The sequence below is a fragment of the Cupriavidus pauculus genome (assembly GCF_008801835.1).
Classification (GTDB): Bacteria; Pseudomonadota; Gammaproteobacteria; order Burkholderiales; family Burkholderiaceae; genus Cupriavidus; species Cupriavidus pauculus.
Genome location: NZ_VZOW01000008.1, coordinates 106598 through 133412 on the forward strand (window position 1 = coordinate 106598; position 26815 = coordinate 133412).

Consider the following 26815-nt stretch of genomic DNA (forward strand, 5'->3'; position numbering starts at 1 on the left):
CTAACGATTGATGCATCGCAAAATCCCCCAGCCCCGAAGTTTTCGGGGCTTTTTTCATGCGCGCGTTGCCTGTGTTGCGCTGCATCGCAACATCGAATCATTGCTTTCAATGAGCTTAATGCGGCGGTTTATCACCTTGACATTGCGTCCTACGAAGTCTTACGCTCCCGACCTTGCATAGAAGACGTTCGCATATAGAACGCTGGTTCGATATGCGGTCATTTCGAATTTAGGAGACACGCCTTGAACAAGGTCGCCGGGTTCTTTACGGAACTGATGCGCCGGTATTTGCCGGACCCCTTTGTATTTGCCATCGGCCTCACGTTGTTGAGCATGGTGATGGCTATGCTGGTGGAAGGCCAGGGCGCCAGCGCGGTCATCATGAACTGGGGCAAGGGGTTCTGGAACCTGCTTTCGTTCACCACCCAGATGGCCGTGATCCTGGCGATGGGCTATGTGCTCGCCACTGCGCCGCTGGTGGACCGATTCCTCGACAGCATCGTGGCACGCGTGCAGACGCCGCGCGGCGCCATCATCGTCGCCACACTGGTGGGCGGTATCGGCAGCTATCTGAACTGGGGCTTCGGTCTCGTGATCGGCGGCATCATTGCGCGCAAGCTGGCGCTCAAGGTCAAGGGCGTGCATTACCCGCTGATCATCGCATCGGCGTACAGCGGCTTCACGATGTACGGACTGGGCCTGTCGGCCAGTATTCCCGTGCTGATCTCCACGCCGGGCCATCCGATGGAAAAGCTGATGGGCGTGATCGCGCTGAAGGACACGATCTTCTCGACGCCGATGCTGCTGACCAGTCTCGCCGTGATCGTCACGCTGCCGCTGCTCAATGCGATGCTGCACCCGCGCGATACCCGCGACGTGGTGGAAATCCGCCAGGAAAATATCGCCGAAGACGGTCCCGCGGCAGGCGGCCATAGCATGGGCATCGAAAACACGCTGGCCGCTCGCATGAACAACAGCCGCGTGCTGAGCCTGCTGATCGGCCTGTGCGGCATGGCGTACGCGGTGCTGTACTTCACGCAGGGCGGCACGCTGGACCTGAACCTGATCAATTTCCTGATCCTGTTTATCGGCGTGCTGCTGCTGGGCACGCCCGCCAACTACGTTGCCAAGCTCAACGAAGGCATCAAGACGATTTCGGGCATCATCCTGCAGTATCCGTTCTATGCGGGCATCATGGCGGTGATGGCGGGCTCGGGACTGGTCGATACCATCTCGCGCGTGTTCGTCGATATCGCCACGCCGCAGACGCTGCCGTTCTGGGGGCTGGTCAGCTCGTTCGTGATCAACTTCTTCGCGCCGTCGGGCGGCGGGCACTGGGTGATCCAGGGGCCGTTCATGATCGACGCGGCCAAGGCCATCGGCAGTTCGGTGGCGCAGACGTCGATGTCGGTGATGCTGGGCAATGCCTGGAACGACCTGGTGCAGCCGTTCTGGATCCTGCCGGCGCTGGCGCTGTCCCGGCTCAAGCTCAAGGACGTGATGGGCTACACCGTGATCATGATGTTCTGGGTAGGCGCGATCTACATCGTGGCGCTGCTGGCCTGGGGCATGCTCACGCACTGACGTAGCGTCGTACCGCCATACCGCAGCCAACTGACAAGGAGACTTTCGCATGCCGTATTTCATCGAGACGTTCGACAAGCCCGATCATCAGCACGTGCGCCAGGCCAACCGGCCCGCGCATCTCGATTTCCTCGCGGCCAACAAGGCGCTGCTGCTGGCCTGCGGCGCCAAGCTCAACGACGACGGCACGGATGGCGGCGGCGGCGTCTACATCGTCGACGTCGATTCTCGCGAGGCCGCGCAGGCGTTTATCGAGCGCGATCCCTTCCATACGGCCGACCTGTTTGCGCAGGTGAAGATCGTGCGTTGGCGCAAGGCTTATCTGGACGGCGTTTGCCACATCTGAAGCGCGGACGGCAGTCATGAAACGATGGAAGCAACGGCCCGAAGGCGCCAACTGGGGCGACTTTGGCGATGACGACCAGCTAGGCCGCCTCAATCTGATCACCGCCGAGCGCGTGCGCGCGGCCGCGCAGGAAATCCGCACCGGCCGCACGTTCTGCCTGTCGCTGCCGCTCGATTTGCCGGGCGGCAACGTGCTGAATCCGCGCCGCCATCCGCCGGTGTTGCGCCCGACGTTCCGAGACGACGTGGCCTATGTGAATTTTCCGCTGGCCAAGGTCGATCCGCGCGCGCTCGATGTGCTCAGCGACGACCAGGTACTGCTGTCGATGCAGTACTCGACGCAATGGGACTCCCTGGCGCACGTTGGCGCGTTGTTCGACGCCGACGGCGATGGTGTGGCCGAACGCGTCTACTACAACGGCTTTCGCCCCAACACCGATATCGTCGGCCCGGTGGACTACGCGGAAGCCGATGCATTCGCGGCGCATCCGTGCGGGCATGATCACAGCCACGCCGACGCGCTCGGCATCGAGACATTCGCCACGCATGGCATCCAGGCCCGCGGCGTGCTGGTCGATCTGGCCGAGCACTATGGCCGTGAATGCCGCACGGTCGGTTATGACGACCTGATGCGTGTCATCGATGCAGACGGCCTGTCGGTCGGCAGCGGCGATGTTCTCGTGCTGCGCACCGGGTTTGCCGAAATGCTGGTCGAGATGGCCGGCAAGCCGGACGCCGAGCTGCTGCACAACAGTTGCTGCGCGCTCGACGGGCGCGACGAGCGGCTGCTGCAATGGATCACCGATTCGGGCATCGCAGCCATCGCGGCGGACAACTATGCCGTGGAGCGCTTTCCGGCGCGCGCGGTGGCGGCAGACAAGGGCCCGGTGCCAATGCTGCCGTTGCATCACCATTGCCTTTTCAAACTGGGTTTGCCGTTAGGCGAGCTCTGGTATCTGCGCGACCTGGCGGCGTGGCTGCGTGCCGAGCGCCGTCATCGCTTCTTTCTGTCGGCGCCACCCCTGCGCCTGCCCGGCGCGATGGGATCGCCGGTCACGCCGGTGGCCACCGTCTGATGTCCCGATGTTTTCGTCGTCCCCCGATCCACACGATCCATACGATCCAATAGGAGCCTGCCATGCTGTTCATGGTTGAAATGACCGTCCGTATCCCCCAATCGCTCGACCCGCAAGTGGCAGAGAAGATCAAGGCTGACGAAAAGGCGTATTCGCAGCAACTGCAACGCGAAGGCAAGTGGCGTCATCTGTGGCGTGTGGCCGGCCTGTACGCCAACGTCAGCATCTTCGATGTCAAGGACGCCGACGAGCTGCACGCGCTGCTGACTGCGCTGCCGCTTTATCCGTACATGGAAATGAAGGTCACCGCGCTGGCGCAGCACGGCTCGGCAATCGCCCAGAACTGAGGAGAGGATCGCCATGCCGTTTGCTGAGCTTTCCGACGTCACGCTGCATTACCGGCTCGATGGCGACGAAAGTCTGCCGGTGCTGATGCTGTCCAATTCGCTGGGCACCAGCTTCGAGATGTGGCAGCCGCAGATTGCCGCGCTGACGCAGCACTATCGCGTGCTGCGTTACGACACGCGTGGCCATGGTCAGTCGTCGGTTACCGAGGGGCCGTACAGCATCGCGCAACTGGGCGGCGACGTGATCGCGCTGCTCGATTACCTGAAGCTGTCGCGTGTGCATTTCTGCGGCCTGTCGATGGGCGGCATCACCGGGATGTGGCTGGGCCTGCACCATGCGGATCGCCTCAACAAGCTGATCCTGTGCAATACCGCCGCGTATATTGGACCGCCGGAAAACTGGACCAACCGCGCCGCAGCCGTGCAACGCGATGGCGTGGCATCGATTGCCGCTGCCGTGGTCGACAAATGGCTGACACCCGATTTTGCCGCGCAGCAGCCGGAACTGGTGCAGCACCTGCGCACGATGCTCGGTGCTACCGACGCGCGCGGCTATGCGGCCAATTGCCTGGCGGTGCGCGATTCCGATCTGCGCGAGCAGATCCAGCGCATCGTCACGCCGACGCTGGTGATTGCCGGATCGGGCGATATTCCCACGCCGCCCGCCGATGGGCGTTATCTGGCCGACACCATTCCCGGTGCGCAGTACGTGGAGCTGTACGCCGCGCATCTGTCGAACCTGCAGCAGGTGGACGGTTTCACGCAAGCGGTGCTGAAGTTTTTGGCTGCCTGATGGCCGATCGGTTGTAGCATCGTCGCCTGACTGATTTCGCGAGGACAGGTTGGCGATGGGCTTCAGAGGGTGGCAGTGGACGATGGCGTTGCTGGGCGTGGTGCTGCTTGGCGACGCCATTGCCTTGATGGGCTTGGGGCTGTTCAACTTCGGCGTGGTGCTGCCGGCGCTGATCGGCGTGGCCGCGCTGTGGCTGGCGTGGCGCTGGCACGCGTTGGCGCGCTGGCGAGCCGCGCGGCCGCAGAGGCAATGGCTGTGGCGCGCAGGCTGGATTGGCTTTGCCGTCTGCCTGGCGACGGTGGCGCTGTTCTTCCGTTTCATCGGCGGCCGCATCGACGCGCCGGCCGAACGCATTACTGATGCGGCGGCCATCGTCGTGCTTGGATCGGGCACGCCGCATTGCACGGCGTCGCCCACGCTGGCGGCGCGGCTGGACAAGGCGCTCGCGCTGGCACAGCGGATGCCTGCGATTCCGGTCGTCGTAAGCGGTGGTCAGGACTTCGGCCTGCATTGCAGCGAAGCCGACGTGATGGCGGACTATCTCGTCGCGCGCGGGATCTCGCCGCAACGGCTGCTGCGCGAGGACCGCAGCACCAGCACCGACGAAAACCTGCGGTTCAGTCGCCAGTTGCTGGCTGCGCAAGGCATCGACGCGAACGCGCCGCTGCTGTTGGTGACCAGCGATTTTCATGTCATGCGCGCCGAGCGCATCGCACGCAAGGCCGGATTGACCGCCGTAACTGGCGTCGCCGCGCCCACACCGCTTTATCTGCGCTATAACGCGTGGCTACGCGAATATTTCGCGTACATCAGCGGTTGGCTGCTGCGCGAATTCTGAGCGCCGGCCGCTCAGGCCGGCATGCCGAAGCGATCGGCCCGCGCCATCGGCCAGTATTTCTCCCACAGGCTGAAGCGCAGGTTGCCGTTGACCAGATCGCCGGGCTGCAGGAAATCGAACAACTCGGACATCGGCTTGACCTCGCTCGGCGATACGCGCCTGACGATATGATGCGGCGTCAGTTCCGCCGGCGAATGCAGGCCGGCGGCCTGCAGCAGTTCCTGTAGCGCATGTACGGTGTGGCGATTGAAGTTGGCCACGCGTTCCGCCTTGTCCGGCACCACGATGGCGCGCTGGCGAACCGGATCCTGTGTGGCAACGCCCACCGGGCAGCGGTCCGTATGGCATTTCTGCGCCTGCACGCAGCCCAGCGCGAACATGAAGCCGCGCGCGGCGTTGCACCAGTCCGCGCCCATCGCCAGTGTGCGTGCGATATCGAATGCACTGATCAGCTTGCCGCTGGCACCGATGCGGATCCTGCTGCGCAGATTTGCGCCGACCAGCGTGTTATGCACCAGCAGCAGGCCTTCCTGTAGCGGCACGCCGATGTGGTCGACAAACTCCAGCGGCGCCGCGCCGGTGCCGCCCTCGGAGCCATCCACGACAATGAAGTCCGGCAGGATGTTCGATTCCAGCATGGCCTTGACCACGCCGAAGAAATCCCACGGATGGCCGATGCACAGCTTGAAACCGGTGGGCTTGCCGCCAGACAGGTTGCGCAGACGATCGACGAACTGCAGCAATTCCAGCGGCGTGGAGAATTCGCTGTGCGCCGCGGGCGAAACGCAATCGACGCCCATCGGCACACCGCGCGTGGCGGCGATTTCCGGCGTGATCTTGGCCGCGGGCAGCACGCCGCCGTGTCCGGGCTTGGCGCCCTGGGACAACTTCACCTCGATCATCTTGACCTGCGGGTCGGCCGCCTGCCGCGCAAACAGTTCGGGATCGAAGCTGCCATCGGCGCGCCGGCAACCGAAGTATCCCGACCCCAGTTCCCAGATCAGGTCGCCGCCCTCGGCGCGGTGATAGGGCGAGATCGATCCCTCGCCCGTGTCATGCGCAAAGCCGCCGATTTTGGCGCCGCGATTGAGCGAGCGGATCGCATTCGCGGACAGCGCGCCAAAGCTCATCGCGGACACGTTGAACACTGACATCGAATAGGGCTGCGCACGGTCGGCGCCCACCGTCACGCGGAAATTGGCCGATGCGATGCGCGTGGGCGCCAGCGAATGGCTGATCCATTCGTAGCCGGGACGCTTGACGTCGAACTCCGTGCCGAACGGGCGGCTGTCGACTTCGTTCTTGGCGCGCTGGTACACCAGACTGCGCTGCGCGCGCGAGAAAGGCGCCTCCGAGGTGTCGTCCTCGATAAAGTACTGCCGGATTTCCGGGCGAATGAACTCCAGGAAGAAGCGTGCGTGACCCCAGATCGGGTAGTTGCGCAGGATGGCATGGCGTTGCTGCGTCATGTCGCGCACGCCCAACAGGCACAGCGCAAGCGGCGCCGCCGCCCACCACCACGACAGGCGATGTGTGGCGGCCAGACAGACAAGAACAATCAGGCCGCAGGCCGACAAGGCCACGGCGCCGTAACGACGCTCGATCATGGGGAGACTCGTTCGATTTTTGGATAACCCCGGATGATGGCGCTTCGGTAGGGCAATGTGAAGTCTCTGCGCTGGGATTCGCTGTTTCGGAAATGGGATAAATAATGCTATTAACCGCCAGGCGTTTGACGAAACCATGAAACGCGGCGCTTCTTGCGAAGCGTCGCGTTTTTAAGCGACATGACGAGGCTCCGATAATCCCCCCAAGAATTGCCAGCACTTGTTCTTCTCGACTGGGCCGCGGCCGAATGTGCGCGGCGCAACGCGGCACCGGTGCAATGACTGCGGTCGCGCTCAGACCAGCAGCATTACCAGCAACACGACGGCCAGCAGCGCAACATAAACAATCGCATGGATGCGGTCAGGAATCCGGCCGATAAACTGACTTGCCAGCCGGATGCCGGCCCACGATCCCAGCGCCAGCGTGGCAAACGCCAGCACGTCGACATAGCCCGCGTGGCCGGGGCCCAGCGCGGCACCCTGCCGCCATGCCAGCGCGACATAGGTGACTGTGCCGGCGATTGCCATCGGCAGCGACAGCGGGTTGGCCATGGCAGTGGCCTGCGTCATGGTTGCGCCGCGTCGCCGCATCAGCGGCACCGTCATCACGCTGCCGCCGACGCCCAGAAACGACGCGATGGTGCCGATGGCGACGCCGATGGCGGCCGTGGCGCCGCGTGACATCGGCGCCGCAGCCTCTTTCGATCCGATCATGAAGCCGGGGCGCAGCGTGCTGTCCAGGATGGTGATTGATAAATAGCCGACAAACGCCCAGCGCACCCATGCGCCGCTGAGCCAGGTCGCGGCGGCAGCACCAAGCACCGCGCCCACGGCGATATAGCCGCCAAGCATGCGTGCCTGGCTCCAGTCGACATTGCGCGCGCGATGATGGCGCCAGGTTGCCAGCGACGCGCCGAAGATCATCACGCATGTGGAGGTTGCCACCGCGATGTGCATGGCCGCGGCACCTGCCGCGCTGTCGGGACCGTGCAGTGTCCTGAGCATGGCGTAGAGCAGTGGCACCACCACAAAGCCGCCGCCGAAGCCGAACAGCACGGTCGTCACACCCGCCAAGCCACCGCAAGCCAGCAATACCGCATACATAGCGTCTCCCAAGTTGTTTCGAGCCGTCACGATAGACGCTGCGGCGCTGGCCGGCCTGCGAATGATGGACAATAATCTTCGTTCTTCAGCCAACCCGAGCGGATCGCCCCCCATGCTCAACATCGCTCTCGATAGCGTCGACGACAGCCCTTGCGCGGCGCTGGCCATTGGTACCGACTATGCGTTTGGCACGATGCTGGACACCCATCGTCACCGCCGCGCACAGTTTCTCTACGGCATGAGCGGGCTGATGGAAGTTGGGACCGACGACGGCGCGTGGGTGGTGCCGCCGTATACGGGCGTGTGGATTCCGCCCGAGACGCCACATCGCGTACGAATGAATGGCGTCAGCACGCGCAGTGTCTACGTGCTGCCGCAAGCGTCGCCGCGACCCTTCGACGGTTGTGAAGTGCTGGTGGTCAGCCCGTTGCTCCATGAATTGCTGCTGTCATCGGCCGGCGTGCCGGCCCACTACCGCCCGCAGAGCCGCGATGGCGCGCTGATGCGGCTGATTCTGCACGAACTGGCTGCCGCGCCGACGCTGCCGCTGTTTGCGCCGATGCCAAGGCATCCGCAACTGGCCGAGCTTTGCGCCGCGCTGCTGGCCAGGCCCGACATCCGTATGTCGCCCGACGACTGTGCGCGGCAGCTAAACATCAGTCCACGCACCTTCAGCCGGTTGTTCAGGCAGCAAACGGGCATGGCGTTTGGCGCGTGGCGCCAGCAGGCGTGCCTGCTGGCGGCATTGTCGCGCCTGGCGGCGGGCAACTCGGTCACCGCCGTCGCGCTCGACCTCGGGTATGACAGCCCCAACGCGTTTTCCACGATGTTCCGCAAGGCGCTGGGCGCACCGCCGTCGGCCTTTCAGCCCGGCTCCCGCTGAAAACCGACGCGCGTGATGGCGCTTCCTATAATCGATCGACCACCATCTGCCGGAGTGTTCGATGCCCGCTTCCGATTACTTTGACGCCATCCTGATCGGCACCGGTCAGGCGGCGCCCGCGCTGGCCGGTCGACTCAGCGCGGCCGGCATGTCGGTCGCCGTGATCGAGCGCGATCTGGTGGGCGGCACCTGCGTCAACGTGGGGTGCACGCCGACCAAGGCCATGGTGGCGAGTGCCTATGCGGCGCGCATGGCGGCGCGCGCCGCCGAATATGGGGTGATGCTCGACGCAATGCCGCGCGTCGACATGCAAGCTGTGCGTGCGCGCGTGCAGGGCATCGTCGCCAATAGCCGCAATGGTCTGACGCACTGGATCGAGGGCATGCCCCGCACCACGCTGATACGCGGCCACGCGCGTTTCGAAGATGCGCACACGGTGCGCGTGGGCGACCAGACGCTCAGCGCGGAGCGCATTTTCATCAATGTCGGCGGACGTGCGTCGGTGCCGGAAGCGATTCACGGTTTGCCGCAGACGCCGCACCTGACCAACGTCGACATGGTGTCGATGGCTCGCGTGCCGCGCCATCTGGTGGTGATCGGCGGGAGCTATGTCGGCCTGGAATTCGCGCAGATGTTCCGGCGCTTCGGCGCGGACGTCACCGTAGTGGAACGCGGTGCGCGGCTGATCGCGCGCGAGGACGAGGAGGTATCGCTGCAGGTGCGGCAGATACTCGAGGCCGAAGGCGTGACGATTCGCACCGACGCGAACTGCATCACGGTCAGGCCGCATGCACAAGGCGTCGAGGTGGGCGTCGACTGCGAGGCTGGCGAGCCTGCGGTGATCGGCAGCGACGTGCTGGTGGCGGTGGGACGCCAGCCGAACACCGATGACCTGGGGCTCGACAACGCAGGTATCCGCACCGATGCGCACGGCTACATCGTGGTGGACGACCAACTGCGTACCAGTGTCGAGGGCGTCTGGGCGCTCGGCGATTGCAATGGACGCGGCGCGTTTACCCACACGGCGTACAACGATTTCGAGATCGTCGCGGCCAATCTGCTCGATGGCGAACATCGCTCGGTTGCCGACCGCATTCCTGTCTATGCGCTCTACACGGACCCACCGCTGGGACGCGTCGGCATGACCGAGGCGCAGGCACGGCAGGCGGGGCACAACGTGCGTATCGGCAAGCGTCCGATGACGCGCGTGGCGCGTGCGGTGGAAAAGGGCGAGGCGCAGGGGTCTATGCGCGTGGTGGTGGATGCCGATACGCAGCGCATCCTGGGCGCCGCGATCCTGGGCCCCGGCGGTGACGAGGCCGTGCACGCGATTCTTGCCACGATGGCTGCCGATGCGCCGTACACGCAACTGGCGCGCACCATGGCCATTCATCCCACCGTGTCCGAGCTGATTCCGACCATGCTCGGCGAACTGTCGCCGTAGGCTGCGGCACTGGCATCCGACTGGGGCGCCGCAGCACCTGTGCGCGCGCCGAACAACTGCTGTGCGGGCCGCGCCGTTGTTGCGGGACCGGTGCAAACCTAGACTGGCGCCTCGCATTGCCATCCACGAGGAGCTTGTTCCATGACGTTCAGCTTGATTCGCTATTTCAAGATCGCTACCGCAGGATTTTCGCTGGCGGCGGTTGCCAGCGGTGCGGCGCACGCTGGGCCGTCCACACCGCAGCATCCCACCATTCGCACAATGCTGGGCGCTGCGCCGGTCGATCATCTCGATCCCGCATCGACGGCGCTGATTGTCGTCGATTTTCAGAAGGAGTACTTCTCGGGAAAGATGCCGATCGCCGACGGCCCCCGCGCGCTGGAAAACGTGCAACGGCTGGTGGCATTTGCCGATGCCGCGCGCATGCCGGTGTTCCAGATCCAGCATGTGGCGCCGGCCGGTTCGCCGCTGTTCGCGATCGACGGCGACACGGTGCAATTCCAGCCCGGCATGCTGCCGCGCGCGCGCGACATCGTGCTGCAGAAGGAAACGGTGAGCGTGTTTGCCAGCACGGATCTCGACCGCAGGCTCAAGGCGATGAACGTGAAAACCATCATCGTGGCGGGCCTGATGACGCATGCCTGCGTGGCCGGCGCGGCGCGCGATGCGGTGCCGCTCGGCTATCACGTTGTGGTAGCATCCGACGCCTCCGCCACGCGCGATATCGCGCGCGCCAACGGCCAGACCGTGAACAGCGACGCGTTGCATCGCGCCGCGCTGGCGGAAATCGAAGATACGTTTGGCGATGTGATGACCACTGCCGACATCACGCGGCTGCCGCTACGCTGACACGACGCGCTGTCGTCGATTTGTGCGAGATGTGCGATACGCCCCAAGGGGCGTTTTTTGTTTCCGAAGCGGAGTACGCCATGAACCCGTTGCAGTCGATGCGGATGTTCTGCTGTCTGGTGGAAGCCAGGGGATTTTCGGCTGCCGCCGAACGACTCGACATGTCGCATTCCACGGTCTCGCGCCAGCTCAAGCAGCTTGAGGCGTCTGTGGGCGTGCAACTGGTGAACCGCAATACGCGCCGCTTTGCGTTGACCGCGGCCGGCGAGCGCTACTACCAGTACAGCGTAGACATCCTCGCGCGCGTGGAGGCGATGTCGCTGGCCATGACCGACGAGCGGCAGCATCTTGCCGGCGCCTTGCGCGTAAGCGTGCCACTGGCGATCGGCACGCTGGAATTGCAGGATTGGCTGCCCGCGTTTCGCGAGCGCTTTCCCGACATCGCGCTCGAGATGTCATGCAGCGACCAGTTCGTGGATCTGGTGGCAGGTGGTTTCGACGTGGCCCTGCGTATCAGCAGCGCGCCGCTGGCCGACAGCAGCCTGATGGCCAAGGTGTTGACGGTGTCCGACACGGTGCTGGTGGCCTCGCCAGGATACCTGGCGCAGCACGGTGCGCCTGAATCGGTCGAGGACCTATCGAACCATCGACTGCTGGTGTTCACTGGCGCAGCCAGCGCCGGCGAGTGGACGCTGGTGGATCACCATGGCAAGACCGAGCGCGTGGCGGTGCGTGGCGCGCTATCGAGCGACGCGATTCCCGCGTTGCACGCCGCGGCGCTTGCCGGCGCGGGCATCGCCGCGTTCACCGCCCACACGGCGCACGCGGAAATCGCGCGCGGCGCACTGGTGCGGGTCCTGCCGCAACACCGCAGCGGTACCAGCCACTATTACGCACTGTATCCACATACGCGTCACCTGACGCCGCGCGCACGGGCGTTCATCGATTTCATGGCCGGGCACTATGCGGGGCGGTCGTCCCCTCCGGCCGACGATCCGGTGTTTTCGTCCGCAGCCGCTGCGGTCTGAGTCATCGGCGCGCGCGATGCCTTGTCGCGCAGGAATGCGATCAGCGTGGTAACCGCGCGCGTCTGATAGCGCGCCGGCATATAGAGCAGGTACATGGTGGTGCGCAAGAAGGCGAGGTCCTGCGCGGGCAGCGGCAGACGCAGCAGCGTGCCGCGCGCCAGATCCTGCGACACCATGTATTGCGGTACCAGGCCCACGCCAAGCCCCTGCAGGATGGCTTCGCGCAGAAAGAAAAAATTCGCCGACATCAGGCGCGGCCGGATCGGCGGCGGGCCCCCTGCGCTGGCGGCGCGCCCCGCCACATGGAGTTTCTGGCCCGTCAGTTCCGAGGTGATCAGCGGCAGGTCGCGGAACTGGTCGAGCGTTTGCGGCATGCCGTATTCACTGACCAGTTGTGGCGTTGCACAGGCCACGTAATCGACATCGCCCAGGCTGCACGCCACCGCATTGGTCGGCGTTTCGCCCATCACGCGGATCGAAAAATCGACTGCGCCCTTGATCAGGTCTTCGATGTCGTTGTCGAAGATGACATTGAGCGTGATCGCCGGGTACATGGTCATGAATTCGATAAACCAGGCCGACATCGTGTGCTGGCCGAAGCCGCTTGGCACGCTCAGGCGCACCGTGCCGCTCAGGCGCTTGCCCAGGCTCTGCACCGATTCCTGCGCCGCCTGCAACGTGTGGCGGATGGCGCGGCCATGCTCATACAACTGCCAGCCAAGTTCGGTGGGTTCGAGCTGGCGGGTGCTGCGGCGCAGCAGTTCCGCCCCGAGTTGTCGTTCGAAGTGATTGAGCCGCTTGCTCACATTGGCGCGGCTCATGCCCAACTGGTTTGCGGCGCGGCTCAGGTTGCCCGCCTCGATGATGTCGACCAGCAGGGACAGTGCATTTAAGTCCATTGTCAACTCGGAGTGTGCATATATCGTGAAAAGTCGTTGCAATTGTCAAACATAAATAACATATGGACAATCTCTCCCCAATCAAACAACCGGACCTCCGCTCAGGAAACGTCTGGGCCGGGGAGACAAGGCATGAATCAAGAACCTGTAGGTGCGCCGCCGCTGCCATTGCCATTGGCCGGCGTGCGCGTGCTGGACCTGTCGCGCGTGCTGGCCGGGCCGATGTGTGCGATGGCGCTGGCCGATCTGGGCGCGGACGTGATCAAGGTCGAGCATCCCGGGCGCGGGGACGACACGCGCGACTGGGGCGTTCGAATCGGCACGCGCAACACCTCGTACTTCAATAGCGCCAATCGCAACAAGCGCTCGGTCACGCTGGATCTACAGAACGAGGAAGGATTGGCGCTGGCTCGCCAGCTTGCCGCCCAGAGCGACGTTGTGATCCAGAACTTCAAGGTTGGCGGCGCGGAAAAGCTGGGACTCGGCTACGAGCAGCTTCGCGCGATCAATCCGCGCCTGGTCTATTGCTCGATTTCCGGTTACGCGCGATTCACGCCCGAGGCGCAGCGCCCCGGCTACGACCTCGTCGTGCAAGGTGAATCCGGCGTCATGGCGACCAACGGCGAAGCAGGGCAGGGCCCGTTGAAATTCGGCGTGGCCGCCGTCGACATGTTTACCGGCATGTACTCCGCGCAGGCCATCCTTGCTGCGCTCTATGCGCGTCAGTCGACCGGCAGCGGACGTCACGTGCAGATGGCGCTGTATGACAGCGGGCTGATGATCACGTCGTACTACGGCATGGAGGCGCTGCTCAAGGCCGGTGACCCGCCCAAGTTCGGCAATGCCCATCCGTCAATCGTGCCTTATGGCGTGTTCGAGGCCGCGGACGGTCCACTGGTGATCACCGTTGGCAACAATGGCCAGTTCCAGCGCTTTTGCCGCGAGGTGATCGGCCGCCCAGAGTGGGCCGAGGACGAACGCTTTGCGACCAACACCGCGCGCTCGGCGCATCGCGACATCCTGCTCGATCAGGTGCGCGAGGCGTTGCGCACGCACACGCGCGCCGATCTGCTGCAACGTCTGACGGCCGCGCAAATCCCCTGCGGCGAAGTGCTCGGCATGCTCGAAGCACTACAGTCCGAACGCACCGCGCAGGCCGGCCTGCTGCACCGCTTCGACGACACCGAAGCCGGTCCGCAGGCGGTACTGGCACCGCCATATGCGTTCGATGGACAACGCATGCCGGTGCGCCGTCCGCCGCCGCATATGGGCGAGCACACACGCGAAGTGTTCAAGGAATTGCTGCAACTCGACGACCCCGCCATCGCCGCGCTACAGGCCAAAGGCGTGATCTGACCACCAGAATTTTTCGATCGACAGGAGACAAGACAATGACCAAGCTGCTGAGCCGCCGACACGTACTCAAGGCAGGCGCTGCCGCGTCGCTAGCCGCGATGATGCCGGCCGCGATGGCCAAGGCCGGATGGCCCGACAAGTTCATCAAGATGGTGGTGGCCTTTCCCGCGGGCGGCCCGACCGACACCGCAGCGCGCATCGTGGCGCAGAAGCTGTCCGAGCGCCTTGGCCAGCAGGTCATCATCGAAAACAAGCCCGGCGCATCGGGGTCCATCGGCACGGCGCAGTTCATCAAGAGCCCCGCGGACGGGTACAACCTGTCGATGTTCGGCATGCCCGCGCTGCTGGCGCCGCTGATGTACAAGACCAACGCATACGACGTGAAGAAGGACTTCCTGTCCGTGGCCACCGTCTACGTATTGCCGATGGCCATCGTCATCAATCCTGGCGTCGTGCCTGGCGTGGAGACGCTGCCGGACCTGATCCGCTTTGCGAAGGCCAGCAAGACGCCGCTGAGCTATACCAGCTCGGGCACGGGCAGCTTCGGGCATCTGGCGATGGAGCAGCTCAAGGATCTCGGCGGATTCGACATGCTGCACGTGCCGTATCGCGGCAGCGCGCCGGCGGTGGCCGATCTGCTGGGCGGACAGGTTGGCATCATGTTTGCCGATGTGGTGGCCGCGCTGCCGCATATCCGCGCTGGCAAACTGAAGGCGATCGCGCTGAGTTCGCCGAACGCCCGGCAAATGCTCGCCGGTGTGAAAACGGTATCCGAGCAAGGCTTTCCGGGTTTCGACTTCGATTCGTGGGGCGGCCTGATCGCGCCGCTCGATACGCCGCAGGCCATTGTCGACCGCATCGCGAGCGACACGCGCGAGATCGTCGGCAATGACAAGGAGCTGCAACAGAAACTGATCAGCGCCGGCGCCATCGCATCGTTCCAGGACGGCAAGCAGATGCAGGCGCGCCTCAACAAGGATTTCGACCGCTGGAGCGCTATCGTCAAGAGCAAGGGCATCAGCGCGACCTGAGGGCGACGACGCGGTTGGCATCGTAAACTGCGCGGCGCAACAAGGCATCCGGGCGTGTCGACGTGCGCACGGCGGCATTTGCATGCGGCCGTTTTCGCTGCGCTGCAATGCGGGGTGCGGTCAGTGTCTGCAGAAACAATTCAGATCCGCGTCGCAAAACTTCATTACCCCTGCGCGCAAAAACTGCAATAGAGTCGGAAGGTTGGTGTGCCAACCTGCCGGCAGGACAGTGGCAGTCTGCCGCGCGTGATTCCATCCAGGGAGAAGACAACCGTGCTGATCAAGAAGACCGCATTGCTGTTTGCCGTGACAACGCTGGCGTCGATGTCGTGGGGCGCACTGGCTCAACAGGCGCAACCGGCGCCACAAGCTCAACCGGCGCCACAGGCTCAACAGGCGCCAGCCAAGCCCATGAACGCGCAGGAAATGAAGGCGGCCTTTGCAGAGAAATTCCGGCAGGCCGATGCCGACAACGACGGCAAGCTTACCCGGCAGGAGGCAGAGGCCGGCATGCCGGAAGTGGCAAAGAACTTCGACAAGATCGACACCAAGAAGAAGGGCTACGTGACGCAGCGGCAGGTGGGCGCGTATTTCGTGGCCAAGGCCAAGCAACGTCGCACGGCTTCCGATCCGGGATCGTTGAACTGATTCCAGGTCACTCGCCCTAGTAGCCGGCGGGCCCACGCCCGGCCGGTTGCGGTGGTTTCTGTCCTCTGAAGCCGCGAGTACTGTCGCCGCGCGTTAGAGCGGAAACTGCACGTTCAGGCCGAGGAATACCTGGAACTTGGGCACGCCCACGCCGTCGTGCGCCACCGTCCATTGCGGTTCCACGAAGACGTTGTAGGTCTCCTTGCCAGACTTCCAGATCTTGCCGGCGCCGATACCGACCGGCACCGAATAGTTGCCGCGCTTGACGTCGAAATTCCAGGTTGCCGTGCTGCGCAGATACCAGGCGTTGGGCAGGTTGTAGATCACGAACGGCTGCGCGGAAACATTGTCCTGCGATGGTCGATTGCCATCGCCAGCAAACGAGCGCTGCCACGTGACCAGGCCGCCGAGCAGGCCCCACTTGTGCGGAGAGATCACGACGCTTGCCAGGCCGGCCTGCCATTTTCCGGTGCCGGTCTGATCGTGCGAGGCGGTGGGAATCGTCAACTGCGGGCCGATGCCGAGTTCGACACCGCCGGCCTTGGTCAGGAACAGGTCAAACAGGTTCAGGTCGCCCAGGCCGGTCCGGCTGCCGCTGGGGGGTACGTTCGGCGACGTGGCGACGGGCATGGTGAAGCGCAGGATCTGCGGCAAGCCAAACAGCTTGTGCGGTAGCGTGCCGCGCAACAGCACCGCGTTGCTCTCCTTGTCGTCCAATCCATAAGAGCGGCCGACATACTGGTCTTGCAGATTCAGCGTGACCATCGGCGACAGCGGATTGTTGGACGCATTCATGTCGTCCGCGGACGGGCCATCGGCAAGCGCCATGGCAGGCAAGGTCAAGCCGGCGAGGGTGGCGGCAACGGCGCAGCGTAAGTTCATCGATTTCTTCAATACGGCCAGCGCGCGATGCGGCTGGCCGGGTTATGTGGAACGCGCCGGGCGACTGCCAGGCGCGCTTTGTCGAACAGTTAGTTCACGCGCCGGATCGGCGCAGGGAACCACTCGCCCTTCTGCACTTCCGCCTTCGGCACGTAAGTGCGGAAGTTCAGCGAGAAGCCCTTGCCCGGGGGCGTCGGCAGCCAGTTGCTTTCGGCCGCATTGGCGGGTCGCGTCGGCGCCAGCCAGATGCTGGTGCTGCCGTCTGCATTGGCCTTCAGCCCGGAATGGTTGTTGAGGTTGTAGCGCTTTGCGGGATTGGGCACGACGCGATAGTCGGGCACGCTGTACAGCGTGACGGACCAGAAGGCATTGACGTGCTTGTCAGGCATGCCGCCCTTGGGAAAGCGGATTTCGTACGTGTTGCTGCCGTTCAGCGGCTGCTTGTCGCTGTCGGCCAGGCCGATGAAATAGATCGCTTCGCTGATCGTGTTGGCCCACAGCCCGCCGTAGTTGACGATGTCGCGCGCCAGCACGTCGTCGCCGAACTTGCCGGCGACGTAGCTCACCGACCAGCCGTCCTTCTGCGTGCCAAAGCCCTTGGCGTAGGACAGGAATTCCGGCACGGCTTTGGACTTGATTACTTCGTCGACGCGGGCGCGTGCGGCGTCGCTGCTGTTGCGGTAGGCCGCCACCTGACGTGCGGCGGCCTGCATGGCGGGCGCCTTCGGCATGGCATCAGGGTACGAAGCCAGCACCGCGTCGAGGTTATCGAAAATCGCGCCGCCGATTGGTGCGTGCGCCGTGAACTTCGGCACCGGCAGCGGCGGCTCGATCTGGATGCCGGCAGGCACGTCGAGCGTGAACTCGCGCTGCAGCTTCTGCGCGACGGCGGGGCTGCGCTGAAGCTCCACGCGCGCCAGCATCTTGGTCTTGGCCGACGGCAGTTCGATCTTCTGCGCGCCAGCCGGGATCGGCGGATTGGTGCCCTTGATCACCAGTGCGAACTTGCCGGACGGATGATTGGGAAAGGTGCGTTCATTGATGTTGGTGATGACCTCGCCCCAACCGTCCAGCAGCTGCGCGGTGTAGTAGCGGCCTTTCACGTGCGGTACGTTGAGGATCACGGCGTGATCCTTATCGGCCGCAATCCACGCTTCCAGATAGGCCACGTCCAGATTCGGATTGACGAATTCTGCAGAGCCCAGCGGGTTGTACTTGATCTTGTTGTAGCCCACTTTTTCGACGTTGATATCGTAGTTTTCCTGCTGCAGCACCAGATAACGGCCGTACAGGTAGCTCCATGCGCCGACGATCTGTTCGTCGGTGACGGCTGCCGTGGCGGGCGCCTTGGTGGCCGCCGACGTCGCTGGCGACGGCGTGGCATTCTGGGTCGGGGCACTGCAGGCGCTCAGGCCCAGGACGAGCAGACCGGCGGCAAGCGAGATGGAAAACGGCGTGGGTGTACGCATGATTCTTGGGTTCCGTTGAATGAAAGACGAAATGCGCATGAAGCGCGAATCGTGAATGGGCGGACGGTGCGACGCAAAGCTCCAGGCATATCGGCGCGGAATGCTGCGGGCCCGCGCCTTTGGCGCCAGCCCGCGTCGGTCCATTACGCCAACAACGCCTATCGGGCCTATTACACCTATTGCACCTTGGTGACGACCGGCGGCACCCACTTGTTTTTCAGGATGTCCTCCTTGGGCCAATAGGCGCGCAAAAACAGCTCGAATTCGTCGGCAGGAGCCGGCAGCCAGTTGGCTACCTTGTCCGCGGCGGGGCGCTCGTGCTGGACGTAGAGCGTCAGCGATCCGTCTGCGCCGTACACCAGATCCTTGTTCTTGGTGCCGAGCGAGAATCGATTGAGCGCGTTGGGCGCGAAGAAGTGCGCTTTGTCGTAGAGCGTCATCGACCAGAAGCCATTGACCGGCGGCAGGTTGCCCTTGGCGAAGGTGATTTGGTACGACGAAGCGCCGTTCAGACGTTTCTGGTCGCCGTCGTATTCGGCGCCGTAGTAGGCCGATTCGCGCCGCGGATTGACGAAGATGTTGGCCTTCGCGGCGGCGGCGCGGCTGTAGTAGTCGGTGCCGAATTCCGCGCCGTTCATCGGTGCCACCCAACCGTTACCCACCGGCACGCCGGCGCGCGAGTACTGGTGCATCTCCGTCATCATTTCCTTGTCGGCGTCGATGGCGGCCTGCTTCAGCGTTTCGGCGATGCGGGGATCTTTTGCGGCGGCGTCCAGCAGCGAGCGGAACCAGCCGTACAGCGCTTCTTCGCCCGGCTGCGGTGGCACTTCCTTCATCACGGCGGGCAGCTCGGCAAAGAATGCTTCCGGCTTGACCCACTGGGTCTCGGCGCCGCTACCTTGCTTGCCGCCGGCCGGGTCTGCCAGCGTCGGCATCTTCGACCAGTCCTTGCTCTTCATCTTGCCGTCATATTCGCTCAGCGGATACGCCATGATCTGGCTGACCAGCGGCTGCACGGCCTTGCGGTCCTCGGCGGTGTCGTCCAGGAATGCGCGCGGAATGATGTAGGCGATATTGGTCGGCGAGCGGAACACTGCCTTGATGCCCTTGGGCACGGTGCCTTTCCAGTCCGGGCCCACTACCATGTAGAAGCCGGGCTTCGAGCCATACATCTTGCCCACGCCGCCCAGCGTGTCGGTGCGCTGATTGCCGAGCTGATATACCCAGAATCGGTTGCCGAAATCGGGCACCTGGAATACGGCCGGTCCCTTATCGAGCGAGAAAATGCCGAAGCCATAGACAACATCCTGATTCGGCGTGGCCACCGCGCGTTCTTCAGGCTTGATGTAATCGGTCAGCATGGTCAGCGAATTCAGCGGCGCCACCGGCAGCACGCCATCGCCGAGACCGTTTTCCGGAACCTTGGAGAAAACCAGATGGCGGTTGTGCAGATTGACCAGCGGCCAGCCCCATACGTAAGCCATCTTCGCGAGGTTGCGAATGTACGAGTCGGGCATGCTGGTGCCCGCGACGGGGCCGGGCGGCACGGTCTTGCTGACGGCGGCGGGGGGCTTGGCGGTTTGCGCCAGGGCCATCGGCGGGGCCGCGAGCAACAGCGATGCGGCGGCGATAAGCGTGCTATGCACAACGAGGTCGAAGCGATCGGAACGGAAACGGAGCATGGCGAACGGCACCCATTCTATGAGATGCGCTATGTTCTCCCAACGCCGTACCGATGAGAATTTAGAATAACTTCGCCGCGATATTAGAAAATTCGTTGTGGTGGGTGGCTGCAACGCTTTTGCGGATTTTACTTGACGCATGCGGTGAAAATGCCTGCGAATAATCGTGAATTCGCCGCCGGCATGCCACCATTTCCGCTTCGCAAATCGGTCGCTATGCGGTTATCGATTCTGATTCTTCTGCAAATTCGAGACGATTTCCGCCCAGCGCCTTGGCGCGATAAAGCGCCCGGTCGGCGGCGGCAAGTCCATCGGCAAGCATCGGCACGCCGTCCTGGTAAAGCGCCATGCCAATGCTGACGGTGGCGGGGACGTCCATGCCGTCGACGTGCTGCGCAATGGCCTCGGCGAAACGACGCGCCACGGCTTCGCCGACGTCCTTTGCATTGCGCGCCTTGTCCGCATGCAGCAGGGCGGCAAATTCTTCTCCGCCGATCCGTGCGAAAACCGCATCTTCGCCCATCACGCCCCGTGCAATATCTGCAAACGCCTTCAATACGCGGTCGCCGATTGCGTGGCCGTATACGTCGTTGATCGCCTTGAAGTGGTCGAGGTCGAACGCCAGCACCGCAAGCGGACCCCGGCCGCCGCGACTGTCAACCAGGCGCGCACCGTGTTCGAAGAACCAGCGGCGATTGCCAAGCCGTGTCAGATAGTCGGTTTGCGCTTCCAACAGTAGCTGTCGATGCGTTTCCTCGCGGATCAGCTTGAGCAGCGCCATCGGCAGGACAACGGAATAGAGAACCCCTTCATACACCGTGATCTTACTGGCCATCGATTGCAGCGCCGGACCGTATTGCGCCACCAGCCACGGCAGCACGAATGTCCGGGCGACATAGAACGATGCGTGCACGCTGGTAACCGCCACGATGATGTGGCGCGCATGCAGCGGCTTCATCGCATCGCACTTGTACATTTCCCACGCGGTCATCGCGCTGATCAGCCCGATCGGCAGCGCGCTGACATGGAACCAGACAAGGTCCTGCCAGCGTGTGCCGGAAACGGCCCAGACCAACGCCATGACCACCAGCACGGCGAGCGACGCGGTGCGGTACTGCCGGCCACGCAGCGATGCCACGCCTCCCAGCACCAGCAGATAGCCGCTGAGCATGATCAGGTTGCAGAGGGCCGATCCGAGCACGCCGGGCAGGCTGCGGCGCATCAGCGCGGCGGCGCAGCCCAGGGCCAGCGTAGCGAACCCCGCGGCCAGAATCCGCAGCGACCTGCCACGCGTCGGATTGGACCGTTGCTCCCAGAACATCATCGCGGCGCTGGCGAGCAGTGTGCCGGTGGCAAGCAGATAAAGGGTGAGGAGGTCGACGTACATCGGAAATGTAAAGACATTGCGCCGAGTTGGATCGCGGCCGCCGCCGGATTTTACGTGGGAAATCGGTCAAGCCTGCCGCAGGCGGAAAGCGAGCACTGGGGGCCTGACAGGCGAGCGCTGGAGAACGGCGAGGATGCCGCCGCCGCTGCGATCGCACCAATGGTTGCCGTGGGACTGCAACGGGTGCGGCAAAAGCGGCGACGGTGGGTTTTGCGGAAGCCCGGTCATTCGTCGAGCCGGCGCATCAAACCAAAGCATGATTTGTCCCAACAAATCGACTATTGGGGAACAACCGAGGTACGAATGCGCTGCGTGACGGCCCTGCATACCATGTGTTCACGGGCTTGCGCCGCAGGCCCCGGCGGAGGCTCCGGCATGGAGCCCGCCTTTCACAGATGAGATGGCATTCAGGAGTTCACCATGATTGCAAAACACATTCTGCCAGTCGTCGTGGCATGCGGCATTGCCGCCGTCAGTGCGATTGCCTCGGGCATGGCAAACGCTGCCGAGCCAGCCAAGCATCAGGCCTCGCAAGCTCACCAGACGTACAACATCGACCGTGCACGCGATGTGTACACCGAAGGCGCGCGCTATAACGTGTCGCCTGCCGATCAAGGGCGCTTCATTCGCACCGGGCAGGATCTGAGCGGTGTCTCTGCGCCTCCGGGCAACGCGCCGGCATGATAGAGGAGCTGGAGTTCGGCGCCCCTCTCGCCGCAGGCGCAGAGGGGCCAGCGCGGCCGACAGGCCGCCGGCTCGCGTCGCAGTTCGTACTGGGGGCCGCGTGGTGTGGCCTGTGCGCGGCAAGCTGCGCGATGGCCTATGTCACGGCGATATGGTCGGTGACGTGAAATTGCGCAGTCGGACCGTGCAGTCAGTTCCGGTATCGGGATGGCGCGATCGGACCGGCAGTCAGGCTGCCGCCTGTTCCGCGCGCTCGTCGTCCGCGGTACGCAGCGGCAGGCGCACGATGATCCTTGCTCCGCCTTCCGGCGGCGATTCGGCCTCGATGCTGCCGCCGTGCGAGACCACGATGTTTCGGCAGATCGACAGCCCCATGCCCATGCCGTCAGCCTTGGTGGTGAAAAACGCATTGAAGAGCCGTTCCATCGCCTGCGCCGGAATGCCAGGACCGGTATCGCTGACCACCACCAGCACGGTGTCGCCGGGCAGCACCCGGCTGGTCAGCGTCAAACGGCGACGGCCCGCCACGCTCGACATCGCCTGAGCGGCATTCACCATCAGATTGACCAGCACCTGCTGCAGTTGCGTGCGGTCGCCGTAGATGCGCGCGTCGTCGGCATCGAGATCGACGATCGCCGCTACCTGGTGGTCCTGCAGTTCGCGGCGCACCAGCTCGAGCGAATCGGCGATCAGCCTGTCGACCGCGATGTCGACGTACTTCGGTTCCGATTTCTGCGCCAAGGCGCGGATCTGGCGAATGATGTCGCTGGCGCGCGTGGCGTCGCGTATCACCTGTTCGATCGATTCGGTCGCCTCGGCAATCTCCGGCTGCGCACGCTGCAGCCAGCGCAGCGCAGACCCGCCGCAGGTGACGATGGCCGCCATCGGTTGCGTGACTTCATGGGCGATCGATGCGGCAAGCTGGCCCAGCGTCGTCACGCGCGATACATGCGCCAGTTCGGTCATGGTGCGATGCAGGGCCTGCTGGGTGTGGAAGGCGTTGGTGATATCCATCAGCGCGCCTACGTAGTCGTGCTGGTCTCCCATCGGGCCGGTCCGGCGCGCCACCAGGTGCACATATCGCGTGGCGCCATCGGGCATCAGCAGGCGATGCTGCAGGTCCACGGAAGGCGTGCCGCCCAGCATGGCGCCGTGGACCCGCTGCACTTCGGCCAGGTCGTCGGGATGTACACGCGCCAGCACCATGCTGAAATGCGGCTTCTCGCCGCGCGGGTAGTCGAAGATGCGATAGGTCTCGTCGGACCATGCCATCGAATTCGCCGGCACGCGGATGGCGATACTGCCGGTATGGCTCAGGCGCTGCGCTTCGGCCAGAAACGCTTCGCTGCGTGCCAGCGCCGCCTCGGTGCGCCGGCGGCGCTCCATGTCGGCCAGGTTGCGCAGAGCCAGCAGCGTGGTGGTGCCGATTGCCAGCAGGGCAAACAGGAAGCGGGCCAATTGGCCATGATCGGTGTCGGGATTTGGCGAGCACGCATACGCGATCACGGTCAGCACCAACGCCGCGCCCGCGGCGATCCGCGTGGCACGGATCGATCCGGTCAGCGCCGTCAACAGTATCACCAGCACGTAGACCACCGCGACGGCGAAATCCAGAGGCGTGAATGCGTCGATGACGAACACACAGACGCTCAGCGCGCCAGATGCAGCGAAAAGCAGCCGATTGGTGGTTGCGTTGTACATGCCCCTGCCGTTCACCTCTTGCTTGTTTTTGCAGTCACGCACCCGGTACCGGGGCATGTTCCGCAGCCAATACTAGCCCTGAATGACTGCTCGATAAATCATATGAAAGTATGAGTGATGTCTGGGCATTTTTGAAAGTATCGTCGTGCGGCAAAATCCCGGCCGTCGATGATGCGCCATGATGGGCCATATCGCATCGGTCGGGATGCTGGATGGTTCGGCGGCCGCGCCGTGGATGGCATGGCGGGCCTGGCGGCCGCCGTTCTGGGTCCGGCGGCGCGTGGCAGGGTAAAGATGGTGCGTCAGCGCGCCGTAGGCGCGGCGATAACGAGGCAGGCCTCGTGCATGGCTTGAGCCCGGATCATGGCGTCGGCATTGAGCGCGGGCGTGCGGGTGCGTTGCGGCCGGTACACGGTGTCGGCCTTTGCGATCGGCTGGCCGGTCAGCGCGCATACGCCGGCCGCGCGCGCCAGGCCAAGCGTCCAGACCTGTGCGCCGTAGCGGCAGTGCGTCGCATCGCGCCAGCTCACTACCGCCGTGGTTGCGCTGGGTCGTTCGATGACGGTGACGATGGGCGCGTGGGCGCGCGCCGCGTGGGCGCCGTCCCCGGTGCACGACGCGCGCAACGCGCTCTGCGGATGCAGCAGGGCGATCGTATGGAGCCACGCATGGCATGCGGCGTCGTGGGTTTCGGCATGTTCGCGGCGGCTGGGCCGCGCAGTCAGGGTATCAACCATGTGAGGGCTCCGCGTGAGAGGTGACCTTGACACGCCACGAGTAGGGCGTGTGACCGACAAACCGTTTGAACACCGTGGTGAAGTGCGCCTGGGATCGGAACCCGCAATGCATTGCCACTTCAAGCATGCTGCCGCGGCCATGGCGCAGCAGGTCCTGCGCGTGTTCGATGCGCCGGCGCACCAGGTACTCGTGCGGCCGCATGCCGGTGCTGAGCCGGAACTGCGCGGCAAAGTACATGCGCGTCAGGCCGGTGCTGCGTGCGATGTCGGCAAGCCCGATCGGTGCGGCCAGGTTGGCATCGATGAATTCCATCGCACGGCGCAGACGCCACTGGGGCAGCGCGATGCGCGCGCGCGCGGCCGATGCGGCGCGCTGGAAATGGTTTGCCACCACGCGGGCAACGATCGCCATGGCCACGCTATCGGCGAAGATCCGGCCCAGCCCCGGGTCCTGCGCGTGCGCGACGGCCAGGCCCTGGCCCAGCCGCTCCAGCGCGGGATCGGCGTAAAGGGACGGATCGTCGATGCGCGCCGCATCGTCGGGCTCTTCGCCAAACTGGTCCAGATAGCACGCGTCCAGCACCGCTTGCGGGACGAACAGGTGCAGGACATCGCTGGCGCTGCCATAAACGGCGCTGGCCGCCGTGCCGGGGGCGGTGACCTGGATGGCGCCAGCGCTGACGCGTCCGTCGAGGATCAGCTTGCCGCCGCATACCAGCCGCATCGACGTGGACCGCAGCACCAGCGTGATGCAATGGCGCTCGGGATCGCCGGGGTGGGACACCGATACCGGGGCGTCGCCGTCGCTGGTCCAGCGCGACACCACAATGGCGTCCTGCCGCGACGCTGCGCCCGGGGGCTGGCGCCACTGCCGTTCGCGCTGGACAAAGCCTGGTGCCGGCGCCGGGACCCTGCCTGGCGTTGCACCCGAACGGCGCATCCCGCGCTGGAGGGGCGCGGGCAGTTCAGGTTCTATGGTCGATGCATGTGTCATTACAAGCTCCCCTGGCGGCTACTGACGTGTCGATTAACCAGATCGTAGAAGCGGCGCGGGTTGCACACAATTGCCGACTGGGTAGTGCGGCATTAAACCAAGGTATGACCGGGGTCCAACGCAGGGTGCATGCACGGCCATCGACGGCGGCCTTGCCGGCCTCCTATACCAAGGCATAGTGTTGGGCGTGGGCCGAGGTGGTTAACATGGCCGCACAAGACAGTAGTGAGGTACCGGTTTGGCCAAGAACCTGATCGTCGCGATCGTTGACGACGATGATTCCATACGCGCTGCGACTTCCCGACTGGTGCGTTCACTGGGTTGGCAGGCGCAGACCTTCGCGTGCGCGCAGGATTTCCTGGACGCCAATGAAGCCACTCCGGTCACGTGCATCATTTCGGATATCCAGATGCCGGTGATGAGTGGATTGGAGATGCTGCGGATTCTGAATACGCGGGGCAGCGATGTTCCGGTAATATTCATCACCGCGTTTTGCACCGATGCCATTCGGCGTGAGGCGCTTCGCGCCGGCGCCGTGGCTTTTCTGTGCAAGCCCGTCGTCGGCGCGGAAATCCAGGACTGCCTGGAAGGCGTGCTGGCGGGGTCGCTGTCCCGCCGCCCATAAGAACGCCCCGCGACAGGCGCGCCGGGCAAGCGAGGCATCCCGACAAAACCGGGCCAGCCAGGCGCCAGCTTTCATATGGGGCTGCCGCTTCGGAACGAAGGTGAATCCATGAATACTGCGGCTTTTTCCGGCAGCCATCCGTCGATGGTGTACGTGGTGGACGACGACGAATCGATGCGCACGGCGGTGTCGATGCTGTTGCGCTCGGTCGGCTATCAGGTGGCGGCCTTCTCCAGCGCGGCCGATTTTATGGCCGCGCCGCTGGCGGACGCGCCCAGTTGCCTGATCCTCGATGTGCGACTCAAGGGGCAGAGCGGTCTGGCCGTGCAGGAGCAGTTTGCCGCCAGCAACATGCCGATCCCGATCATCTTCATGACCGCCCACGGTGACATCGCGATGTCGGTCAAGGCGATGAAGGCCGGCGCGACCGACTTCCTGGCCAAGCCGTTTCGCGATCAGGACATGCTGGACGCCGTGGAAAGCGCGCTGGCGCGTGATGTGGCGCGTCGCCATGCGCATCGCAGCGAGGCGGACCTGCGCATACGCTACGCCGAACTCACGCCGCGCGAGAAGGAAATCATGGCCTACGTGGTGCGCGGCCTGCTGAACAAGCAGATCGCCGCCGAATTGCAGCTCAGCGAGATCACCGTAAAGATCCACCGCGCGCAGGCGATGAAAAAAATGGGCGCCCGTTCGCTCGCCGATTTCGTCCTCAAGGCCGAGGCGCTGGGCATCGTTGACGCCGGCGGCCAGAGCGCCGTCCGATAACCCACCTTTCCACACAGAGACAGCTCGTGGCGCACTGGCGATGATATGATTCGC

Annotated in this window: 26 protein-coding genes; 16 read left to right on the top strand and 10 right to left on the bottom strand. The window is 64.2% G+C overall.

What is annotated here, in order from left to right; genetic code table 11:
• Positions 1-243: 243 nt before the first annotated feature.
• The 6 genes from F7R19_RS11460 to F7R19_RS11485 all read left to right on the top strand — a co-directional run bounded on the left by F7R19_RS11460 (position 244) and on the right by F7R19_RS11485 (position 4983).
• Positions 244-1584: a short-chain fatty acid transporter gene (locus F7R19_RS11460; protein ID WP_150980656.1), complete on the top strand. Its 1341-nt coding sequence runs from the start codon at positions 244-246 to the stop codon at positions 1582-1584.
• Positions 1585-1633: 49 nt separating this feature from the next.
• A complete protein-coding gene (locus tag F7R19_RS11465) occupies positions 1634-1930 on the top strand; it encodes a YciI family protein (protein WP_061954028.1) in 297 nt (98 codons plus the stop codon).
• A 16-nt stretch (positions 1931-1946) separates the two neighbouring features.
• Positions 1947-3005: a cyclase family protein gene (locus F7R19_RS11470; protein ID WP_150980659.1), complete on the top strand. Its 1059-nt coding sequence runs from the start codon at positions 1947-1949 to the stop codon at positions 3003-3005.
• A gap of 62 nt (positions 3006-3067) precedes the next feature.
• Positions 3068-3352, top strand: coding sequence for a muconolactone Delta-isomerase (gene catC, locus F7R19_RS11475; RefSeq protein ID WP_061954032.1), 285 nt, complete (start codon positions 3068-3070; stop codon positions 3350-3352).
• A gap of 13 nt (positions 3353-3365) precedes the next feature.
• Entirely contained in the window at positions 3366-4145 is a 780-nt protein-coding gene (gene pcaD / locus F7R19_RS11480; protein WP_150980662.1) for a 3-oxoadipate enol-lactonase, read from the top strand.
• Positions 4146-4200: 55 nt separating this feature from the next.
• A complete protein-coding gene (locus tag F7R19_RS11485; protein ID WP_223506155.1) occupies positions 4201-4983 on the top strand; it encodes a YdcF family protein in 783 nt (260 codons plus the stop codon).
• A gap of 11 nt (positions 4984-4994) precedes the next feature.
• On the opposite strand, the gene F7R19_RS11490 is transcribed toward F7R19_RS11485, so the two are convergent.
• Together F7R19_RS11490 and F7R19_RS11495 are read right to left on the bottom strand one after the other, a co-directional pair.
• Positions 4995-6590, bottom strand: a complete 1596-nt coding sequence (locus F7R19_RS11490; RefSeq protein ID WP_150980667.1) for an FMN-binding glutamate synthase family protein — start codon at positions 6588-6590, stop codon at positions 4995-4997.
• A gap of 294 nt (positions 6591-6884) precedes the next feature.
• Complete coding sequence (locus F7R19_RS11495; RefSeq protein ID WP_150980670.1) at positions 6885-7694, bottom strand: sulfite exporter TauE/SafE family protein; 810 nt, start codon at positions 7692-7694, stop codon at positions 6885-6887.
• A 112-nt stretch (positions 7695-7806) separates the two neighbouring features.
• Here F7R19_RS11495 and F7R19_RS11500 point away from each other — a divergent pair, with 112 nt between their 5' ends.
• From F7R19_RS11500 to F7R19_RS11515, 4 genes are all read left to right on the top strand, one after another.
• Positions 7807-8577, top strand: a complete 771-nt coding sequence (locus F7R19_RS11500) for an AraC family transcriptional regulator (protein WP_150980673.1) — start codon at positions 7807-7809, stop codon at positions 8575-8577.
• A gap of 61 nt (positions 8578-8638) precedes the next feature.
• Positions 8639-10021 carry an FAD-containing oxidoreductase gene (locus tag F7R19_RS11505; RefSeq protein WP_150980674.1) on the top strand — a complete coding sequence of 461 codons (1383 nt, stop codon included), beginning with the start codon at positions 8639-8641 and terminating at the stop codon, positions 10019-10021.
• Between the two features lie 141 nt (positions 10022-10162).
• Positions 10163-10870 (top strand): cysteine hydrolase family protein, encoded by a 708-nt coding sequence (locus tag F7R19_RS11510; protein ID WP_150980677.1) that lies wholly within the window; start codon positions 10163-10165, stop codon positions 10868-10870.
• Between the two features lie 80 nt (positions 10871-10950).
• Positions 10951-11898: a LysR family transcriptional regulator gene (locus tag F7R19_RS11515; RefSeq protein WP_150980680.1), complete on the top strand. Its 948-nt coding sequence runs from the start codon at positions 10951-10953 to the stop codon at positions 11896-11898.
• Here F7R19_RS11515 and F7R19_RS11520 read toward each other — a convergent pair.
• Entirely contained in the window at positions 11832-12797 is a 966-nt protein-coding gene (locus F7R19_RS11520; protein ID WP_223506153.1) for a LysR family transcriptional regulator, read from the bottom strand. The genes F7R19_RS11515 and F7R19_RS11520 overlap by 67 nt on opposite strands.
• A gap of 132 nt (positions 12798-12929) precedes the next feature.
• On the opposite strand from F7R19_RS11520, the gene F7R19_RS11525 reads away from it, so the two are divergent.
• From F7R19_RS11525 to F7R19_RS11535, 3 genes are all read left to right on the top strand, one after another.
• Positions 12930-14153 carry a CaiB/BaiF CoA transferase family protein gene (locus F7R19_RS11525; protein ID WP_061954048.1) on the top strand — a complete coding sequence of 408 codons (1224 nt, stop codon included), beginning with the start codon at positions 12930-12932 and terminating at the stop codon, positions 14151-14153.
• Positions 14154-14188: 35 nt separating this feature from the next.
• Positions 14189-15184 carry a tripartite tricarboxylate transporter substrate binding protein gene (locus tag F7R19_RS11530; protein ID WP_150980683.1) on the top strand — a complete coding sequence of 332 codons (996 nt, stop codon included), beginning with the start codon at positions 14189-14191 and terminating at the stop codon, positions 15182-15184.
• A 273-nt stretch (positions 15185-15457) separates the two neighbouring features.
• Entirely contained in the window at positions 15458-15832 is a 375-nt protein-coding gene (locus F7R19_RS11535; protein ID WP_223506151.1) for a calcium-binding protein, read from the top strand.
• 93 nt (positions 15833-15925) lie between these two features.
• Here F7R19_RS11535 and F7R19_RS11540 read toward each other — a convergent pair whose 3' ends face one another.
• From F7R19_RS11540 to F7R19_RS11555, 4 genes are all read right to left on the bottom strand, one after another.
• On the bottom strand, positions 15926-16714 hold the full coding sequence (locus tag F7R19_RS11540) for a hypothetical protein (RefSeq protein ID WP_061954052.1): 789 nt from the start codon (positions 16712-16714) through the stop codon (positions 15926-15928).
• Positions 16715-16803: 89 nt separating this feature from the next.
• Positions 16804-18183 (bottom strand): DUF1214 domain-containing protein, encoded by a 1380-nt coding sequence (locus F7R19_RS11545; protein WP_084003843.1) that lies wholly within the window; start codon positions 18181-18183, stop codon positions 16804-16806.
• 176 nt (positions 18184-18359) lie between these two features.
• A complete protein-coding gene (locus tag F7R19_RS11550; RefSeq protein WP_061954054.1) occupies positions 18360-19865 on the bottom strand; it encodes a DUF1254 domain-containing protein in 1506 nt (501 codons plus the stop codon).
• 214 nt (positions 19866-20079) lie between these two features.
• Positions 20080-21252, bottom strand: coding sequence for a GGDEF domain-containing protein (locus F7R19_RS11555; RefSeq protein ID WP_150980686.1), 1173 nt, complete (start codon positions 21250-21252; stop codon positions 20080-20082).
• A 420-nt stretch (positions 21253-21672) separates the two neighbouring features.
• Between F7R19_RS11555 and F7R19_RS11560 the strand changes: the two genes are divergently transcribed.
• On the top strand, positions 21673-21936 hold the full coding sequence (locus F7R19_RS11560) for a hypothetical protein (protein ID WP_061954058.1): 264 nt from the start codon (positions 21673-21675) through the stop codon (positions 21934-21936).
• A gap of 228 nt (positions 21937-22164) precedes the next feature.
• Here F7R19_RS11560 and F7R19_RS11565 read toward each other — a convergent pair whose 3' ends face one another.
• The 3 genes from F7R19_RS11565 to F7R19_RS11575 form a co-directional block, all read right to left on the bottom strand.
• The gene (locus F7R19_RS11565) at positions 22165-23637 is read right to left on the bottom strand and encodes a sensor histidine kinase (protein WP_150980689.1); all 1473 of its coding nucleotides are present in this window, start codon (positions 23635-23637) and stop codon (positions 22165-22167) included.
• 302 nt (positions 23638-23939) lie between these two features.
• A complete protein-coding gene (locus tag F7R19_RS11570) occupies positions 23940-24374 on the bottom strand; it encodes a DUF3331 domain-containing protein (RefSeq protein ID WP_150980692.1) in 435 nt (144 codons plus the stop codon).
• A complete protein-coding gene (locus tag F7R19_RS11575) occupies positions 24367-25368 on the bottom strand; it encodes a helix-turn-helix transcriptional regulator (RefSeq protein WP_223506149.1) in 1002 nt (333 codons plus the stop codon). Before F7R19_RS11575 ends, F7R19_RS11570 begins: the two co-directional genes overlap by 8 nt.
• A gap of 238 nt (positions 25369-25606) precedes the next feature.
• On the opposite strand from F7R19_RS11575, the gene F7R19_RS11580 reads away from it, so the two are divergent.
• Positions 25607-25993 carry a response regulator transcription factor gene (locus F7R19_RS11580; RefSeq protein ID WP_061954066.1) on the top strand — a complete coding sequence of 129 codons (387 nt, stop codon included), beginning with the start codon at positions 25607-25609 and terminating at the stop codon, positions 25991-25993.
• A gap of 108 nt (positions 25994-26101) precedes the next feature.
• Complete coding sequence (locus F7R19_RS11585) at positions 26102-26761, top strand: response regulator transcription factor (protein WP_150980695.1); 660 nt, start codon at positions 26102-26104, stop codon at positions 26759-26761.
• Positions 26762-26815 lie beyond the last annotated feature (54 nt).

Coding starts and splice junctions, on each gene's coding strand:
- F7R19_RS11465 (WP_061954028.1), top strand. CDS start 1,634: ATGCCGTATTTCATCGAGACGTTCGACAAGCCCGATCATCAGCACGTG.
- F7R19_RS11470 (WP_150980659.1), top strand. CDS start 1,947: ATGAAACGATGGAAGCAACGGCCCGAAGGCGCCAACTGGGGCGACTTT.
- catC (WP_061954032.1), top strand. CDS start 3,068: ATGCTGTTCATGGTTGAAATGACCGTCCGTATCCCCCAATCGCTCGAC.
- pcaD (WP_150980662.1), top strand. CDS start 3,366: ATGCCGTTTGCTGAGCTTTCCGACGTCACGCTGCATTACCGGCTCGAT.
- F7R19_RS11485 (WP_223506155.1), top strand. CDS start 4,201: ATGGGCTTCAGAGGGTGGCAGTGGACGATGGCGTTGCTGGGCGTGGTG.
- F7R19_RS11490 (WP_150980667.1), bottom strand. CDS start 6,590: ATGATCGAGCGTCGTTACGGCGCCGTGGCCTTGTCGGCCTGCGGCCTG.
- F7R19_RS11495 (WP_150980670.1), bottom strand. CDS start 7,694: ATGTATGCGGTATTGCTGGCTTGCGGTGGCTTGGCGGGTGTGACGACC.
- F7R19_RS11500 (WP_150980673.1), top strand. CDS start 7,807: ATGCTCAACATCGCTCTCGATAGCGTCGACGACAGCCCTTGCGCGGCG.
- F7R19_RS11505 (WP_150980674.1), top strand. CDS start 8,639: ATGCCCGCTTCCGATTACTTTGACGCCATCCTGATCGGCACCGGTCAG.
- F7R19_RS11510 (WP_150980677.1), top strand. CDS start 10,163: ATGACGTTCAGCTTGATTCGCTATTTCAAGATCGCTACCGCAGGATTT.
- F7R19_RS11515 (WP_150980680.1), top strand. CDS start 10,951: ATGAACCCGTTGCAGTCGATGCGGATGTTCTGCTGTCTGGTGGAAGCC.
- F7R19_RS11520 (WP_223506153.1), bottom strand. CDS start 12,797: ATGGACTTAAATGCACTGTCCCTGCTGGTCGACATCATCGAGGCGGGC.
- F7R19_RS11525 (WP_061954048.1), top strand. CDS start 12,930: ATGAATCAAGAACCTGTAGGTGCGCCGCCGCTGCCATTGCCATTGGCC.
- F7R19_RS11530 (WP_150980683.1), top strand. CDS start 14,189: ATGACCAAGCTGCTGAGCCGCCGACACGTACTCAAGGCAGGCGCTGCC.
- F7R19_RS11540 (WP_061954052.1), bottom strand. CDS start 16,714: ATGAACTTACGCTGCGCCGTTGCCGCCACCCTCGCCGGCTTGACCTTG.
- F7R19_RS11545 (WP_084003843.1), bottom strand. CDS start 18,183: ATGCGTACACCCACGCCGTTTTCCATCTCGCTTGCCGCCGGTCTGCTC.
- F7R19_RS11550 (WP_061954054.1), bottom strand. CDS start 19,865: ATGCTCCGTTTCCGTTCCGATCGCTTCGACCTCGTTGTGCATAGCACG.
- F7R19_RS11555 (WP_150980686.1), bottom strand. CDS start 21,252: ATGTACGTCGACCTCCTCACCCTTTATCTGCTTGCCACCGGCACACTG.
- F7R19_RS11560 (WP_061954058.1), top strand. CDS start 21,673: ATGATTGCAAAACACATTCTGCCAGTCGTCGTGGCATGCGGCATTGCC.
- F7R19_RS11565 (WP_150980689.1), bottom strand. CDS start 23,637: ATGTACAACGCAACCACCAATCGGCTGCTTTTCGCTGCATCTGGCGCG.
- F7R19_RS11570 (WP_150980692.1), bottom strand. CDS start 24,374: ATGGTTGATACCCTGACTGCGCGGCCCAGCCGCCGCGAACATGCCGAA.
- F7R19_RS11575 (WP_223506149.1), bottom strand. CDS start 25,368: ATGACACATGCATCGACCATAGAACCTGAACTGCCCGCGCCCCTCCAG.
- F7R19_RS11585 (WP_150980695.1), top strand. CDS start 26,102: ATGAATACTGCGGCTTTTTCCGGCAGCCATCCGTCGATGGTGTACGTG.